The organism is Natroniella sp. ANB-PHB2, assembly GCF_046097105.1.
Taxonomy (GTDB): Bacteria; Bacillota; Halanaerobiia; order Halobacteroidales; family Halobacteroidaceae; genus Natroniella.
This window is the reverse complement of record NZ_CP175562.1, coordinates 870,462-886,645: the sequence shown is the minus strand read 5'-3', so window position 1 is coordinate 886,645 and position 16,184 is coordinate 870,462. Positions and strand designations below refer to the sequence as shown.

General features: G+C 31.1%; 14 protein-coding genes and 4 tRNA genes. 1 reads left to right on the top strand and 17 read right to left on the bottom strand.

What is annotated here, in order from left to right:
- Positions 1–140 precede the first annotated feature (140 nt).
- The 15 genes from ACKF5P_RS04520 to ACKF5P_RS04450 all read right to left on the bottom strand — a co-directional run bounded on the left by ACKF5P_RS04520 (position 141) and on the right by ACKF5P_RS04450 (position 13,590).
- A complete protein-coding gene (locus ACKF5P_RS04520; RefSeq protein ID WP_408956299.1) occupies positions 141–659 on the bottom strand; it encodes a transcription repressor NadR in 519 nt (172 codons plus the stop codon).
- Between the two features lie 130 nt (positions 660–789).
- The gene (locus ACKF5P_RS04515) at positions 790–1,071 is read right to left on the bottom strand and encodes a hypothetical protein (protein ID WP_408956298.1); all 282 of its coding nucleotides are present in this window, start codon (positions 1,069–1,071) and stop codon (positions 790–792) included.
- Between the two features lie 76 nt (positions 1,072–1,147).
- Positions 1,148–1,816, bottom strand: a complete 669-nt coding sequence (locus tag ACKF5P_RS04510) for a YetF domain-containing protein (RefSeq protein ID WP_408956297.1) — start codon at positions 1,814–1,816, stop codon at positions 1,148–1,150.
- A 125-nt stretch (positions 1,817–1,941) separates the two neighbouring features.
- Entirely contained in the window at positions 1,942–4,479 is a 2,538-nt protein-coding gene (gene glgP, locus ACKF5P_RS04505) for an alpha-glucan family phosphorylase (RefSeq protein ID WP_408956296.1), read from the bottom strand.
- Between the two features lie 233 nt (positions 4,480–4,712).
- Complete coding sequence (locus tag ACKF5P_RS04500) at positions 4,713–5,966, bottom strand: glucose-1-phosphate adenylyltransferase (protein WP_408956295.1); 1,254 nt, start codon at positions 5,964–5,966, stop codon at positions 4,713–4,715.
- 54 nt (positions 5,967–6,020) lie between these two features.
- Positions 6,021–7,661 (bottom strand): glycoside hydrolase family 57 protein, encoded by a 1,641-nt coding sequence (locus tag ACKF5P_RS04495; protein WP_408956294.1) that lies wholly within the window; start codon positions 7,659–7,661, stop codon positions 6,021–6,023.
- A 65-nt stretch (positions 7,662–7,726) separates the two neighbouring features.
- Positions 7,727–8,380: a DUF4912 domain-containing protein gene (locus ACKF5P_RS04490; protein WP_408956293.1), complete on the bottom strand. Its 654-nt coding sequence runs from the start codon at positions 8,378–8,380 to the stop codon at positions 7,727–7,729.
- A 54-nt stretch (positions 8,381–8,434) separates the two neighbouring features.
- A complete protein-coding gene (gene glgA / locus ACKF5P_RS04485) occupies positions 8,435–9,895 on the bottom strand; it encodes a glycogen synthase GlgA (protein WP_408956292.1) in 1,461 nt (486 codons plus the stop codon).
- 191 nt (positions 9,896–10,086) lie between these two features.
- A complete protein-coding gene (locus ACKF5P_RS04480; RefSeq protein ID WP_408956291.1) occupies positions 10,087–11,184 on the bottom strand; it encodes a HEAT repeat domain-containing protein in 1,098 nt (365 codons plus the stop codon).
- Between the two features lie 201 nt (positions 11,185–11,385).
- Positions 11,386–11,462, bottom strand: a tRNA-Met gene (locus ACKF5P_RS04475).
- A gap of 179 nt (positions 11,463–11,641) precedes the next feature.
- Positions 11,642–11,717 (bottom strand) — tRNA-Met (locus ACKF5P_RS04470).
- Between the two features lie 101 nt (positions 11,718–11,818).
- Positions 11,819–11,908 (bottom strand) — tRNA-Leu (locus ACKF5P_RS04465).
- An 86-nt stretch (positions 11,909–11,994) separates the two neighbouring features.
- Positions 11,995–12,079, bottom strand: a tRNA-Tyr gene (locus ACKF5P_RS04460).
- Between the two features lie 108 nt (positions 12,080–12,187).
- Positions 12,188–12,748 carry a hypothetical protein gene (locus ACKF5P_RS04455; protein WP_408956290.1) on the bottom strand — a complete coding sequence of 187 codons (561 nt, stop codon included), beginning with the start codon at positions 12,746–12,748 and terminating at the stop codon, positions 12,188–12,190.
- 287 nt (positions 12,749–13,035) lie between these two features.
- On the bottom strand, positions 13,036–13,590 hold the full coding sequence (locus tag ACKF5P_RS04450) for a rubrerythrin family protein (RefSeq protein ID WP_408956289.1): 555 nt from the start codon (positions 13,588–13,590) through the stop codon (positions 13,036–13,038).
- A 204-nt stretch (positions 13,591–13,794) separates the two neighbouring features.
- On the opposite strand from ACKF5P_RS04450, the gene ACKF5P_RS04445 reads away from it, so the two are divergent.
- Positions 13,795–14,469, top strand: coding sequence for a hypothetical protein (locus ACKF5P_RS04445; RefSeq protein WP_408956288.1), 675 nt, complete (start codon positions 13,795–13,797; stop codon positions 14,467–14,469).
- Between the two features lie 266 nt (positions 14,470–14,735).
- On the opposite strand, the gene ACKF5P_RS04440 is transcribed toward ACKF5P_RS04445, so the two are convergent.
- Entirely contained in the window at positions 14,736–15,158 is a 423-nt protein-coding gene (locus ACKF5P_RS04440) for a hypothetical protein (protein ID WP_408956287.1), read from the bottom strand.
- 14 nt (positions 15,159–15,172) lie between these two features.
- Positions 15,173–16,183, bottom strand: coding sequence for a flotillin-like protein FloA (floA, locus tag ACKF5P_RS04435; protein ID WP_408956286.1), 1,011 nt, complete (start codon positions 16,181–16,183; stop codon positions 15,173–15,175).
- Position 16,184 lies beyond the last annotated feature (1 nt).

The following is a 16,184-nucleotide window of genomic DNA, read 5'->3' as shown; positions in this document are numbered from 1 at the left end:
TAATTGTATATCTAAATTATTGTTATGTCAAGTGTAAAGACACCTGTTGTTATGATGATGTTTATTTGGTTTTGTTCATAAGTGACCATGTTACAACTGTACTAAAGGAATAAAATAATTTGCTACAATCTAAACTATAATTAATCTTCTTTTAATAGAAATCCTGTTTTTTCAAGTTTATCTTCAATCAAATTTAATACTTCTTGATTTAAAGCTTCAATAGTATGTAAATGGACTCCTTCGGTCAGAAAAGATAATGGTTTGCTAGATTCCTCTTTGCTCTTTTTCAAAAACTCTTCTAATTCTGCCTTGCTTTGAATCATTAACATACCCTTCAATTCACCATAAATTGAATGTTCAACAATTACATCCTTAATCCTCCCTCCGTATTTAATGATTATCTCTAATTCAGATCTTATCTCTGATTCTTTATGCTTACAAGCAATTGTTTTTTCTACCATTTGATTTGTAGGTTGAGACATAATATAGCCTTGAGAGGTAGCTATTATTTTATGACCTTTGGCCCTTAAGAGAGCAATATCTTGAACAATTACTTGACGACTGACTTCAAAAATTTCAGCTAGATCAGAACCAGTAATAGGATCAGATTCTTGACTTAACTTATTTAAAAGCTCTTCTCTTCTTTTATATGTTTCCACTTCTATCACTCCTTCTAAATTTAAGATAATCACTTATTTTATTCAAGATCCAATAATAAACTCCTGCTAATAGAGTATAAAAGAGCCGGCAGTTAAAATGCCGACTCTTTATTATAAGATTATATTAATACTATTTCTTATTTAAATCTCTATTATCTTTATTCTGTCTCTTTCTAGTTGGCTGAAACTCTTCTGCAATCTCAAAATCCTCAAAGTCATCTGGATTTAGATCTCTTACTCTTTCAAATTTATTTTCAGCTCTTAACTCTTCATTTGTATTATTTGCATTTAGCTCTTCTCCAGTCTTAAAATCTTCAAAATCATCTGGACTTAGATCCCTTGATCCTTCAAATCTATTTTCATGATTTTTCAAACTCCCTTGTTGTCGGTTACGCTTAGAATCTTTAGCCATTATTTTTATTCCCCCTTTATATCTTTAGTTTCACACATTGAAGGAATAATATAACTAATAATAAGTTCAAAAAAGACTACTTTTTAGCAACATAAAAATCACCATTGGTTTCTAAAGTAGCCAACAATACATTGTCTGGATAATTAATATTCTCTTCTTTTAGTTTCTCTAATAACCACTCTTCATCTAGATCCAACTTTTTTAAGTTTTTGTAATTGATTTTTCCATCTGCAATTAATATTATTGGTAAACCTTCATATTCAGTATCTAAATTTAAATCTTTAGGAGTTATCATTCTTTTTTGAGATTTAGGAATGATACTCAAATCCCCTGAAGTTTCTAAGATAGCAAACTCAACATCAGTAATCCTAAAAATATCTTTTTGTCGCAGTTGAACTAATAAGTCATGAATAGTATATCTTGAATTTCTTAATTCTTCTTTTACAATTTCTCCATTCCTAATTATAATATTAGGGGTTCCACTGACTAATTTTCGAATAAGCTCACTCTTTAAAGATATATAAGAAACAATAATTTCAATCGCAACCAGAGTTAAAATTGGAATAATCCCATACCATAATGATGAACCTCTATCTTCTATCACAATTACAGCTAATTCAGCTATCATAATTGAAACTACTAAATCAAAAGGAGACAACTCTCCTATTTCCCTTTTCCCCATTAATCTAACAGCAGACAAGGTCAAAAAGTATATAAGTACTGTTCTCAAAAATAGTTGCAGCATCTTATCGCTCCTAGTAAACAAGTTTCTCCTAATATTTTCCGCAACCTTAGCAGGTTTATACATAATAAACAAAGTATATTTTTAAATCAAAAGAAAAAAACACTGAACAAGCCAGTGCTTTTTATTTAAATCCATTTAATTAGACCAAGTTCATGTTTTTTTGCTAGCTTTTCATAGTTTGGAACTACTCTGAATGTATAGTCATAACTACCACTCTCACCCAAATTAATCTCTGCTGTATAAATATAAAGTCCATTTTTTCCTTCTTCTTTTAATTTCATAGGAATATTCTCAACTTTATCTTTAGCAGTTGCTAAATAAACTTCAACCTTTACATCAACCGGCTTTAATTTTCCTAAATTAACTTGAACACTTAAATTAATTCTCTCGTTAATATTATAATTACCTTTTGCTTGTTCTTGAACTGTAAGATTAATATTATGCCAATTATTTCTTAGTTTATCCTTCCATTCAGCTAATTTTTTTGCCTCTTGATAATTATTATCACTTAATTTATTACCCCGTTTTAAAGCTGGAATATATAATCTCTCAGTATACTCTTCTACCATCCGATCTGTACTATATTCTGAAGCATTAGTAACCATTGACTCTTTCATCCGTTTAACCCATTTTTCAGGGATACCATCTTCATTTAGGTTATAGTATAGGGGGATAATCTCTTCTTCTAAGGTTTTATATATAGAATTGCTATCAATTAAATCCTGTTCTTGATTGTTACTATATTCAGATTTATGTCCAATCTTCCAACCATTCTTTCTATTATATCCCTCACACCACCAACCATCCAACACACTAAAATTAAGTCCAGCATTTGCTGCTACTTTCTGTCCGCTAGTTCCACTTGCTTCTAATGGTCTTCTAGGATTATTCAACCAGACATCTACTCCTTGAACTAAGTATCTAGCTAAATTCATATCATAATCTTCTAAAATAAATATCTTCCCTTTAAAATCATCACTCTCTGCAATATCATGGATTTCTTTAATTAATTCTTGGCCTGGTACATCAGCTGGGTGAGCTTTCCCTGCAAATATAAACTGTACTTCCTGACCTTCTTTATTACAAATTTCCTTTAATCTTTCTAAGTCTTTAAAGATCAAGTTGGCCCGTTTATACGTAGCAAATCTACGTGCAAAACCGACAATTAGTTTGTCTTTATCTAATTTTATATCAGTTTCATATTCAATAATGTCATCTCTTTTTTTACGTTCCAAATTGATTTGATGAATATAGTCGATCATTTTAACCTTTAAATCTTGATGGACTTGCCAAAACTTATTAACAGGAATCTCTCTAGCTCTTTCCCAAATTTCAGAGTGCTTAATTCTATTTTTCCAATCAATCGGTAAATAATGATCAAGAAGTTTCTTCCACTCAGGGGCCAACCAAGTTAAAGTATGGATCCCATTCGTAATATACATTATTGGATTCTCAGTCGGCGGTATACCTGCCCATAATAATTCCCACATTTCACTAGCTATTTTTCCATGTAATTCACTAACTCCATTATTAAATCTAGCTAATTTTAAGGCTAATACAGTCAGTCCAAATTCACCACTCTCTTGATAATCTACACAACCTAACTTCATAAAATCTTCTCTACTGATCCCTAACTCTTCCCAATAATTTGAAAAATATTTTTCTTTAAGTTCAAAAGAAAAATATTCATTTCCTGCTGGAACAGGTGTGTGTGTTGTAAAAACTGTATTAGCTGCTACTTTCTCTAACGCCTGTTCAAATCTTAATCCTTTATTTACCATTAAACCTCTTATTCTTTCTAGTCCTAAATATGCAGAGTGCCCTTCATTCATATGCCAAACAGCAGGTTCATATCCCATTTTATCTAATGCCTTAACTCCACCAATCCCTAAAATTATCTCCTGACAGATCCTTCTTTCTTGATCTCCCTCATATAATCTAGAAGTTATATTTCTGTCCTCTTTCTGATTAACTTCCAAATCAGTATCAAGTAAATAAACTGAGATTCTACCTACCTTTACTTCCCATATTTTAGCATATACTTTTCTATCTAATAAATTTACTGTAATTAATAATTCTTCTCCATTTTCATCTCTTACTGTAGTTACAGGTAATCTCCCAAAATTCAAATTAGGATGTAATGCTTCCTGCCAACCTTCATTATTAATTCTTTGCCTAAAATAACCATGCCTATATAACAATCCTACCCCAACAAATGGTAACCCTAGATCACTTGCAGATTTACAATGATCACCAGCTAAAACCCCTAATCCTCCAGAATAAATTGGTAATGATTCATGAAAACCAAATTCAGTAGAAAAATAAGCAATAACATTCTGCCCCTCATTAATCAATGATGGAAAGTTATCATTGAACCATGTATCTTTATCTTCTAAATAATTATCGAAATTATTAATTACCTGTTCATAATTTCTAAGAAACTCTTTCTTATTGCTTATCTCTTTTAAACGCTCATAACTGACTTTTGATAAAAATACAATCGGATTATTATTAGACTCCCTCCATAATTCAGAGTCAATAATTTTAAATAATTCTTCTGCTTCTGGGTTCCAAGACCACCAAAGATTATAAGCTAATCTTTTTAACTCTGAAATTTCATTTGGTATTTCTGGAGTAATAGAAAAACTACCATAAAATCTCATTATACCCCTCCATAACTTTATTTTATCTTTTTTATCTATATAATTTACTCTCTTAATCAAACCATTTCAACTCTAAAATAATTTAAGTTGATTAAATTAAATAAAACCATTAATTCAATCTATATCAACTTCTTATTATAGCTTTAAAAATTAGTATAACCTACTTATACTCAATTAATCCAAACTTAAAAGAAGATCTAACTTTATTTTTTGTTTATAAAAACTTATAAAAATTAGCGTCGAGGTCTGATCGTGCTTCCACTAGCTACATTCTTACTATTAAAGTCACTCTTTTTTACATATGAAACTATCCTACAGTTACGTTCAATTTCAATATTAGAAGGAATTTTTGCACCTTTAGCTATTACATTTAATCCATTTTTAAGCAAAGTAGGCTTTTCAAAATTAGCAGTTAAATCATCTCCAACACCTATTTTAGAGTTTTCTCCAACAACAACATTCTTATCAATAATAGATTGCTCAATGATCGCATTATCTTTAATTATAGTATCATTAAAAATTATCGAATCTTTAACAACTGCTCCCTCCCCAACAACTACTCCAGGTGATATAACAGAGTTATTTACCTGTCCTTTAATTACTGACCCATTTGAAACTAAACTTTTAATTGCTAAGCCATTTTTCTCAAATTTTACAGGAGGTTCTTCTTCACTTCTTGTATGTAATTTCCAGTTGTTATTATATAGATTTATATCTGAAATTGATTCTACCAAATTAAGATTAGTCTCCCAGAATGATTCTAAAGTACCTACATCTTTCCAATAATCTTCAAATTCATATAAATATGATTCATCTTGCTCAATTATTTTAGGAATGATGTGGTGCCCAAAATCAGAGCATTCTCGACTACAGTATTCTTTTAATTTTGAAATTAAAAGCTCAGTAGAAAAGACATAAATACCCATTGAAGCTAAATTACTTGGAGGAGCATCTGGTTTTTCTTGAAAATCTATTATTTTCATCTCTTCATTTGGTTCTAAAATACCAAAACGATTTGCTTCTTCCATAGGTACCCTTTGAGCAGCAATAGTTAAATCTGCTCCCTTAGCTTTATGATAAGATATGATTTTATTATAATCCATCTTGTAGATATGATCACCTGATAAGATAACTACATAGTTTGGAGCTTGAGCCTCAATAAAATTAATATTTCTATAAACCGCATGAGCAGTTCCTTCATACCAACCACCTTCACTTCCTGTATATGGCTGTAATAATGTTATCCCTCCAATTTTTCGATCAAGATCCCATGGTTTACCAATGCCAATATGATTATTTAAAGACATTGGTAAATATTGAGTCAGGATTCCAATATTATAAATTCCAGAATTAACACAATTACTTAAGGTGAAATCTATAATTCTATATTTCCCAGCGAAAGGTACACTTGGCTTCGCTCTATGATCAGATAAAATATCAAGTCTAGTCCCTCTTCCACCGGCTAAAATTAGTGCTAAAGTTTTCATCTTTGCCCCCCACTCTTATATAAATTAAATTCTTCTAATCAATCTAAAGAATTTTTATTTTATAACTTCTATTTCTTCTCCAGACCCCTTAATTCTAGGGGAATAAAATTTGCTATATATTTGATAATCAATCTCAGGAAAAACATTATCATTTCCTTCTAGTTCAGTTAACCAGTTTTGATCAATACTCCCCCCTTTAATTTGGTTAAAAAGATTAAAGAAGTGATGAATATGAGCTTTAGTTCGATTGACAGCATACTCAACCATCGTACCCGTTTTCATAATAAATGCCCAATCACTACTTTGGGCCAACAATAACTCTCTCGCTGCTTGGTTAAGAGCCCTTCTAGTCAATTCATTTGGTTTATCAATTTCTGTTGCTAACTCGATCATTTTTTCTGTCGCTTGATGTAAATGTCGATAAATCCAATCATTACTACCATCCAACCAAACATCATTATACCCTTTCGCTCCCCAACTACACATTGGTGGTTGACAGATCTGATTTTTAGAGTATTCCTCTAAATAATCAATTGGAGAAATCAACTTTATAATATCTTGATCATAAGCAATCTTTCTGATTAAGAAATTCAAAAAATTTGGCCCTTCATACCACCAATGGCCAAATAACTCAGCATCATAAGGAGAAACAATCAATGGTTTTCGATCAATCAAACTACTTAAGTTTTCAACCTGCTTAATTCTATTATCCATAAAATCATCAGCATGAAAGGCTGCTTTTTCTCTAGCTACTTGATAATCGTAAGGCTCTTTTTCACAACCTTTTCCTGTAATTTTATAATATTTGATACCTGTATCAATCCTAATTCCATCCTGATGAATATATGGTTGAATATAATCTAATGGTAACTCAAATCCAATATCACGATAATACTCCCTATAATTACAGTCACCAGGATACCCTTCTTCTGAACTCCAAACTTGCTTAGATGACTCTTGGTCTCTTCCAAAAGCAGCTACTCCTGATTCAGTATATATTGGAGCAAAGACTCCATATTTAGGTCGCGGAGTAGCATGTAAAATACCATGTGTATCTACAATGAAGAACCTCAAATCATACTCTTTTAATATTTTTTCTACCCCTGGATAATAAGCACATTCGGGTAACCAAATTCCTCTAGGTTTTCTTCCTAAATGTTTTTTATGTGTATTAATTGCTACTTCTATTTGAGCTCTAACCGCTTCTGGGTATTCTTGCATTAATGGAAGATAGCCATGGGTAGCTCCACAAGTGATCAATTCTAAATAACCTAAATCCTGAAATTTTTTAAAACCATTAACTAAATTTTTATTATATTGATTAACAAAACTCTCTTTACTTCGCTTGAACTGATTTAAATACATAGTTGCTGTTCGATTGATTTTAGATTGATTAGTAGTTCGTTCTATCTCTTTATGAGCAAGCTCTATTGATTTATCAAGATGACTGATATAACGTTCTTGTAATAATGAATCGCTTAACATCGAAATTAATGGTGGAGTTAAAGACATTGTTAATCTATAATCTATTCTGTCTCGATATAAACCTTCAAAATGATTTAATAAAGGAATATAAGTTTCTGTAATTGCCTCAAATAGCCACCTCTCTTCCAAAAAGTCTTTTTCTTCAGGATGGCGTACAAAAGGCAAATGAGCATGTAAAACTAAAGATAAATAACCTTTCTCCTCCGACATAGTCATCACTCCTTAAATTAATTGTCCAGATTTATTAACTCTAAGTTTAAATTATTCAATTATTCTTAACTATCTTTTAAGATCGAAATAGAACTATATCCTTCTTCTAATCTTGATAGTTGAATTACTCTTTCTTCTTTTTTGATAATTTCTGGAGAACTATATCCTTCTTCTAACTCCCCTTTTCCAGATAAAAGATAAATTTTTTCTAACTTATCTTTTACAATCATCCAATCCTCATCTAAATTATCACTGACTGTATTACGTGGTGTTCGAATTCGATTAGACTCAATTATAGGATGAAATTTCATATCATCATCAATAACTCCCAGTTTCACTAGGTAATTATGTCCAGGATTCAGCTGATTAATATACCAATCTCGATGCTCTAAAGTGGTATTAATATCATAGTGTTTATTCTTAGTTAGATCATATAATCTTAAAATTAATGGCACTTGAGATAAATCTTGATATCCTAATTCAGATAGAACCAGGTTAGCCTGTTCAGTAGTAAATTCCCAATAAATATGAGCTGAAGTAGGATTTTTAACCTGCATAACTATTTTATTTTCACTATACTCATCTGATAATTGATATTGACTCCAAATATTACTTTCCTCAACCTCCTTATTTACCTCTTTTAAATTACCGAGAGAACTTGTTAAACATTCTTCTTTTTCCTGCATTTTATCTAAGCTTAATCTTTCCGCTTTTGACATTTTAAACACTCTCCTTAAAATTAAATCCTTATTTTATTTATCTTCTTATTTCTATCAATCAAAATTAAAATCAGTTTCCATTACCTTATAGTAAAGTTCCACATATTTTTGAGCTGAGTTTTGCCAACTATAATCAGATGTCATTGCTCTTTTAACGAGCTTCTTCCAATTTTTTGGTTCATGATAAATTAATATAGCTCGTCGAATAGTATATAATAAATCATCAGCATTATAGTCACTAAAACTAAACCCATTTCCCAGCCTAGTAACATCATTATAAGGTTGAATAGTATCATTTAAACCACCGGTCTCTCTTACAATTGGAATAGTTCCATATCTTAAACTAAATAACTGTCCTAATCCGCATGGTTCGTATTTTGAAGGCATCAAAAACATATCACTTCCTGCATAGATCTTTTGAGCTATCTCTACATCATATTTAATATTTGCTGCCATCTTATCAGGAAAATCACAGGCTACTTTACTAAACATCTTTTCATATTTAGATTGACCAGTACCAAGCATTATGAATTGAATTTCATTTTCTTCTAATAACTCATAGATTATATCTTCAATTAAATCAAGCCCTTTTTGATCTACTAACCTAGATACCAATCCAATCACTGGAATATCTTCCCTGACTGGTAAATTCATCTCTTCTTGTAACCTTCTCTTATTTTTATATTTACCTTCTAGATTATCAACACTATAATTAACATAAATCCTTTGATCAGTTGCTGGATCGTAATTATTATAATCGATTCCATTAACTATCCCATATAAATCATCATCATTCATTCGCATTACATAATCTAGACCTTCACCAAAATAAGAAGTTTTAATCTCTTCAGCATACGTCTTACTAACTGTAGTAACGATGTCTGACATATTAATTCCCATTTTCATATAATTGATACAACTGTCATGTCTTAAAACCCCTGACTCCCAATGCTTACTATCTAAGCAGAGTACATCACTTAAAATATCTCTTCCAAATTGACCTTGATAACGCAAATTATGAATCGTATATACTGTTTTGATATCTTTATAAAAATCATATAACTGGTAATTTTCCTTGAGCATAATACTCAATGGGCCTGTTTGCCAATCATTACAGTGAATAATATCTGGTTTGAATTCAATCTTAGGCAACATTTCTAAAACTGCTCGACAAAAATAAGCAAATTGAATATGCTTATCAGGATTTTCATATAGAGATTCACGGTCAAAATAGTTTTTATTATCTATAAAATATGTAGGTATCTTATTATTCTTTAATTGATTAACCCCTACATAATTATCCCTCCAACCAACCTTAACCCTAAAATGAAGTATATGTTCTAAATCTTTAATATATTCATCAGCAATTTGACTATACTCTGGCATAACTACCCTAACATCATGACCTAATTCTTTAATTGCCTGTGGTAGAGAACCTGCTACATCTGCTAATCCACCTGTTTTAGCAAAAGGGGCTACTTCCGAAGATATAAATAATACTTTTAATTTTTTCATTTTAAATATTCCTCCTACTTAATCTGGTTTAAAACTCTTACAATTTCTTATTATGCCCTAATTAATTAATCTTTTATTAAAAATTTTTCAGAAATTTATTCTTATCTTACCTTTCTTCTTTTGTATGTAAAATCCTTCAAGATATAGAAGAAATATTCATTATATAGCAAAAAAAAGAACTAACTGGATAACTATCCGGTTAGTTCTTCTTGTTCTTGATCTTCTTTAATTAATTTCAATCTATTATTTTCATTATTACTACAAGTTTGATAAATCTCTTTAGCAATCTCTAATAACTTTAATGAATCTAAAGCTCGTATTTTATTTATAACATCTGGCTTTAAATCATTAGATTCAATTGATAAAATGAGATGTTTAACCCCTTCATCTCCTAATCTAAGTAGAGATTGACAAGCATTATTCCTAACAATCCCACTGCTATCAGTTAACATTTTACATAAATAAGGGATGATTTCTTTATTCTTAAACTTCCCTAATAACTTAGCTATTTGAGCTCTTACATTACAGTCGTCATCTTCAATTTTATGAAGCAATGCTTTGAATACCTTTTTTCCCTCAAACTTTGCCAAACTTTTAGCCGCCATAACTCTAACTTGTGAAATAGGATGTTGATATAATAAATTTATTAATGGATCAACTGCTTGCTTATCACCAATTTCTCCTAAAATCTCTATAATCCAATTCAAATAAGCCTTATCACGTGAATTCAATAAAGCTAATAACTGTGATACACCAGCAGAACCAAGTTCTAAAAATGACTCCTGTAAAACATTTAAGGTTGCTAAATCATCACAATGATCTAGATAATTGATTAAAGTAGTTATTACCTTAGGACTATCAAGTTTTGATAAGTTTTTAATTACTAAATTTCTAACTTGCTCATCTTTATCGTAAAGTAAAGGAATTAAATAATCAATAGCTTGGGTTGTCCTAATTTCTAATAACACAAAAGCTGTCTTTTTTCTCTGCTCTACATTTTGATTAAAGGTTTCTGCTAATAATTTTTTTAAAAAATTATCATTTACTAAATAACTTTTGATTTGGCGATAAGAGTTTTTGTCTAAATCTTTTTTTCCATTTAAAATTAAATCTTTCTTAAATTCTATATCTTCGATTTTATCTAACCTATTTAAGGCTTTTTTGAAATCAGTTTTAATCAACCTAGTTACAGCTTTATAATCATCATCTATATTATTATCTTTTAGTTTTTTCTTTTTAAATAATATAAGCAAACCTATAATAATGACTACTCCACCTGTAACTAACAATAAATAAGTATAATCCTCTGTTAACAATTCTAGATAGAAAGAAATTTCAATCCCCCCTTCTAATTTATCGACAATATTCAGCTTCTTAAATAATATTTCAATATCAACTTTTTTTTTCCTCTATCTTTTTGAAATTAATTAAATAAAAAAATCCATCCTTAATAGATGGAAGTTAATAAAAAAACATATTAAATTATTAATTGGTAGCGGCGGAGGGACTTGAACCCCCGACTCTGCGGGTATGAACCGCATGCTCTAGCCAGCTGAGCTACACCGCCATAGAAATTTATTTAATATTTTAGATTTAATATTGAGTAATTTTTAAAATATTGAACTTAACTATTAGTTATTCAATATTAAATATTTATTACTTTTAAATTCGTTACACTTATACAAGCACTACTAGCATAAAATATTTTGGTTGCACTTCTACAAGTACCACAATTATAAAATATTTTGGTTGCGGGGGATGGATTCGAACCAACGACCTCCGGGTTATGAGCCCGACGAGCTACCAGCTGCTCTACCCCGCGAAAAAGTTCATTTGATATTTAATATTGAATAATGAAAATCTTAAATATTTAATAATCTTGATTTTCAATTATTAAATATTATTTGTTCTCTGTTTTAAAGATGGTGCCGGGGGTCGGACTCGAACCGACACGGGCACGAAAGTCCCATCGGATTTTAAGTCCGATGCGTCTGCCAATTCCGCCACCCCGGCTTATTATAATTAATAGTTTACAATCTATAATATTTAGTTAAAATATTCAATCACTAACTCTTACTTATACACTGTTAACTATTAAATGGTGGAGGGGGAAGGATTCGAACCTTCGAAGGCGTCGCCGGCAGATTTACAGTCTGCTCCCTTTGGCCACTCGGGAACCCCTCCAGAATTTATCCTATTTTCTTGCTGCGACACCTGATAATATATCATACAATTCATTCTCTGTCAAGAAAAAAAGTGCTTTTAAAATTCTTTTTTATAAAATAATCATTTCTATTCAAACATATTCCAATTTAATTCTTGGTCTGATTTTTTAGAATCAGCATCATTAGAGCTTGTGTTAGTTGTTTCTACTTCTTTATTATCTTGTTCTGATTTTAATTTTAAACTTTCTTCCTGAGGTAGATCCTTTTCTTTGTCAACATCTTCAAAGTCTTCATTAAATTCTTCTTTTTCTTCTTGCTTTATAGCCTCACTTTCAGATGCTGATTCTACTATTGACTCTTCTTCAGTCTCATTTTTCGATTGAACCTGATTACTTTCATCTTCTTTAATTGCATTTTTCTCCTCTAACTCCAATAGCCTTTTCCCAGTTTCAGTTAAATAATAGACTCTATTTCTACCATGGAACTGATAAGCTATAACCAAACTGGATTCTAACTCTCGCAGAAGATAATTGGTTGCTGATCTATTCAACCTTGCCAACCTTCCGATTTCTCTTTTAGTTAAGCCTTTTCCTTGCTTTAAGATTGGAAAAACATTCTCAAAAATTGCTTTTGCTTGGTTGGACAATTCAGTTGCCAAGCTTTCAATACAGTCATCACATAATTTCATTTTCTTTCCCCCTTAATGAATAATGGTTATTATAATATATACTTCAATAATAAATAAAGTATAACTTCAATTGAGATTTAATTACAATAATGTGGCACTTTTGATTTGGCGGGTAGAAATGATATTTGTAGTTAAATTACGGGCGTCCACGGAGAGACGCCCCTAGAAAAACACATTCTTTTACGAACGAAAAGTGACACATTATATCAATTTAGCTTTACCTTAAATTGACATATCTACAATATAATAAAAAAGCCAGCTGCTATAAAAGCAACTGGCTTTATTCTCTAATGAAACTCCTTAAACTGTTCTGATGATGCACCACAAATTGGACATTTATCCGGTTTACCATCTTTTACTGTATGTCCACAAACTTCACAGACACTTACATATTCTAAGTCATAGTCATTTCCTGCTTCTACCGCATCTTTAGCTTCATTAAATAATTTAGAATGTATTTTTTCTGCTTCTAAAGCGTAGTGAAAAGACTTAACTGCTTCTTGTTCTTCTTGATCTTTAGCTACTAAATGAAATGCAGGATACATTTGTTCGATTTCAAAATCTTCTCCTGCTATTGCACCTTCTAAATTATCTGCTGTTGATCCTAATCCGAATACTGCTCCGGCAGCAACTAAGATATCTCCTTTGATATTATCTAAAACTTCAAAGTGGTTACCTGCATGAACTTCTTCTGCATAAGCAATTGCTCTAAATAATATTCCGACTTTAGGGAAACCATCTTCTTTAGATTTATTGGCCCAGGCTATATAACGTTGATATGCTTGACTTTCTCCTCCGAAAGCTGATTGTAAATTTTGAGCTGTAATATCATTATTCACCATAGAGTTTCCTCCTCCTATATTTAACATAACTCTCAATTAACCATCATTATTATTTTTCTATAAAAATATATGATTTATACCTGCTAAATACATCATTACCAGAAATATTACATTTATTTATAATGCTAGATAAGATATAATATCTATTAAATCAACTAAAAATTCTACATAACAATCAAACAAAACTCATAAGGAGCGGTAGCAGTGAAAAAAGTTTTAATTTTAACTCTAGCCTTAATTACTATTATATTTAATATTGGATTAGCTCAAGCAGTTGATAATAATTTTATGATTTCTCGAGGTAGGTTGACAGCAAAGAATAATAATGATTTTAATACATTAATTTTCAGTTATCAAGATGATGGTGGACAGATCTTTTTACCATCAGAATTAAAACTTACTTTAGCAGATTTTAATACTACTGATCTAAGTCAAGATTATAATATTTTGGATTTTACGGTTTATACAGAACTTCCTGTTGAACAACCGGGCCAACATAATATTGGCCTAGGATTTAAAGCATTGACTTTAAATGAAGTTAATGAAGCTGATGGTTATACAGCTGAAAGAAAAGCATATACAATTCCTATAACTTTTCAAACAACTCAAAAGATAGCTCCAACTGTAGACTTTATTGGAGGAATTTCATTCTTCCCGTGGGGTAAATCTACACTAACAAGTAGTAATAATTTCAATTTTGAAGGTGATTTTTCTGGTTATGAAATTGATTTGGCAATTAAAGCTAACTTAACAGATACCTTTGCACTTAAGGGTGGTTATCATCAAAAAAGTTATACTTTTGGAGATCCAGAAGAAATTTTTGCAGAACTTACCAATGATTTTAGTGGTGTTTATATTGGTGGAGAGATTTCATTTTAAATAAATTAACTGGGGCCAATTGGCCCCAGTTAATTTATTTATCTTAAATTTAATACTTAAGTCCCATGTCACCACCCAATAATAATAAGATTAAAATTAAAAATACTAAGTACATCATATTATCATCTCTAAGTAAATCAGCCATTATTATACCCCCTTTCTCTTATTTTCAATTTATACTATGCCCTAAAGGTTCAATTTGTGAATAAAAAAAGTAAAGTAAGGAGTTAAACTCCTTACTTTACTTGAAATTTATTGAAAATTTATTATTCGGAATGATATGGAGGACGATATTTCCTTAAGGCTCTCGGTTGATCAAGAATTTCTTTGAAGATCACTCCTCTTAAAATATCATCACGAGTCATCTCTCCATCTAAAACTTCTTTCTTTTTAGAGCTTCTTTCTTGAGCACTCAGTTTAACTGGTAAAGTATCCCTTCTTCCAGTTTTGAATTCAGCCTTTCTCTTCTCTTCCTTCTTAATTGATTTATCACTAAATTCTCCTTCAATTTCAGCTTCTATTTGCGGTTCACTCTTATGTTGCTTACCTTTTTTTATTTCTCTTTTTCTTTTTTTATCAGTTTCTATATTTGGCTCTCCTTCTATATCTTTATTCAGTCCATGTAAAATCTTAGCTATCACATATAAAAAGAAGACTATTCCTGGTAGAGACTCAAGTAAATTTCCCATTATATCAGCTCCTATTATTCCTTATCCCGTTTAGAAGACTTTTTATTTTCAGGACTGACATTAGATTTAGCATCTAGTCCAGAGATACTATCTCTCATCTCCGTATCAGCTTTTATATTCTGTAAATTCATATAATCCATAACACCCATATTACCAGAACTTAAGGCTTCTGCCATAGCTTTAGGTACATCAGCCTCTGCTTCTACTACCTTAGCTTGCATCTCTTGTACCTTAGCCTTCATTTCTTGTTCTTGTGCTACCGCCATAGCTCTTCTTTCTTCTGCTTTAGCTTGAGCAATCTCTTTATCTGCCTCAGCTTGATCAGTCTGTAACTCTGCTCCAATATTCTTACCTACATCAACATCAGCAATATCAATTGATAAGATCTCAAAAGCAGTTCCTGAATCCAACCCTTTCCCTAGTACAGTCTTAGAAATGGAATCAGGATTTTCTAAAACCTGAGTATGAGCATCTGAAGAACCAACAGTAGTTACAATCCCTTCGCCAACTCTAGCCAAGATGGTCTCCTCTCCAGCACCTCCAACAAGACGGTCAATGTTGGCCCTAACAGTTACTCTAGCTGTAGCCATCACTTGAATTCCATCCATTGCTACGGCAGTTACTACTGGAGTTTGAATCACTTTAGGATTAACACTCATTTGAACGGCCTTTAAGACATCTCTACCTGCTAAATCAATGGCTGCTGCTCGCTCAAAAGTTAAGTCAATCTCTGCCCGCTGTGCTGCTATCAAAGCATCAACCACTCGATCTACATTACCTCCTGCTAAATAATGAGCTTCTAACTGATCAGTATTTAAATCAAGACCAGCTTTATAAGATTTAATCATTGGAGCAACTATCAATGAAGGTACAACCCTCCGTAATCTCATTCCAATTAAATTAAAGAAACTAACCTTGACTCCAGCAGCAACTGCTGAAATCCATAACCCGATTGGGATAAAATAAAAGAATACCATTAAAAATAAAGCTACAAATATTAAGATCAATAATGAAGCAACTGGCATA

Bases quoted from the DNA above. Each gene is read 5' to 3' on its own strand.
- ACKF5P_RS04515 (WP_408956298.1), bottom strand. From the start codon at position 1,071: ATGGCTAAAGATTCTAAGCGTAACCGACAACAAGGGAGTTTGAAAAAT.
- ACKF5P_RS04510 (WP_408956297.1), bottom strand. From the start codon at position 1,816: ATGCTGCAACTATTTTTGAGAACAGTACTTATATACTTTTTGACCTTG.
- glgP (WP_408956296.1), bottom strand. From the start codon at position 4,479: ATGAGATTTTATGGTAGTTTTTCTATTACTCCAGAAATACCAAATGAA.
- ACKF5P_RS04500 (WP_408956295.1), bottom strand. From the start codon at position 5,966: ATGAAAACTTTAGCACTAATTTTAGCCGGTGGAAGAGGGACTAGACTT.
- ACKF5P_RS04495 (WP_408956294.1), bottom strand. From the start codon at position 7,661: ATGTCGGAGGAGAAAGGTTATTTATCTTTAGTTTTACATGCTCATTTG.
- ACKF5P_RS04490 (WP_408956293.1), bottom strand. From the start codon at position 8,380: ATGTCAAAAGCGGAAAGATTAAGCTTAGATAAAATGCAGGAAAAAGAA.
- glgA (WP_408956292.1), bottom strand. From the start codon at position 9,895: ATGAAAAAATTAAAAGTATTATTTATATCTTCGGAAGTAGCCCCTTTT.
- ACKF5P_RS04455 (WP_408956290.1), bottom strand. From the start codon at position 12,748: ATGAAATTATGTGATGACTGTATTGAAAGCTTGGCAACTGAATTGTCC.
- ACKF5P_RS04450 (WP_408956289.1), bottom strand. From the start codon at position 13,590: ATGGTGAATAATGATATTACAGCTCAAAATTTACAATCAGCTTTCGGA.
- ACKF5P_RS04440 (WP_408956287.1), bottom strand. From the start codon at position 15,158: ATGGGAAATTTACTTGAGTCTCTACCAGGAATAGTCTTCTTTTTATAT.
- floA (WP_408956286.1), bottom strand. From the start codon at position 16,183: ATGCCAGTTGCTTCATTATTGATCTTAATATTTGTAGCTTTATTTTTA.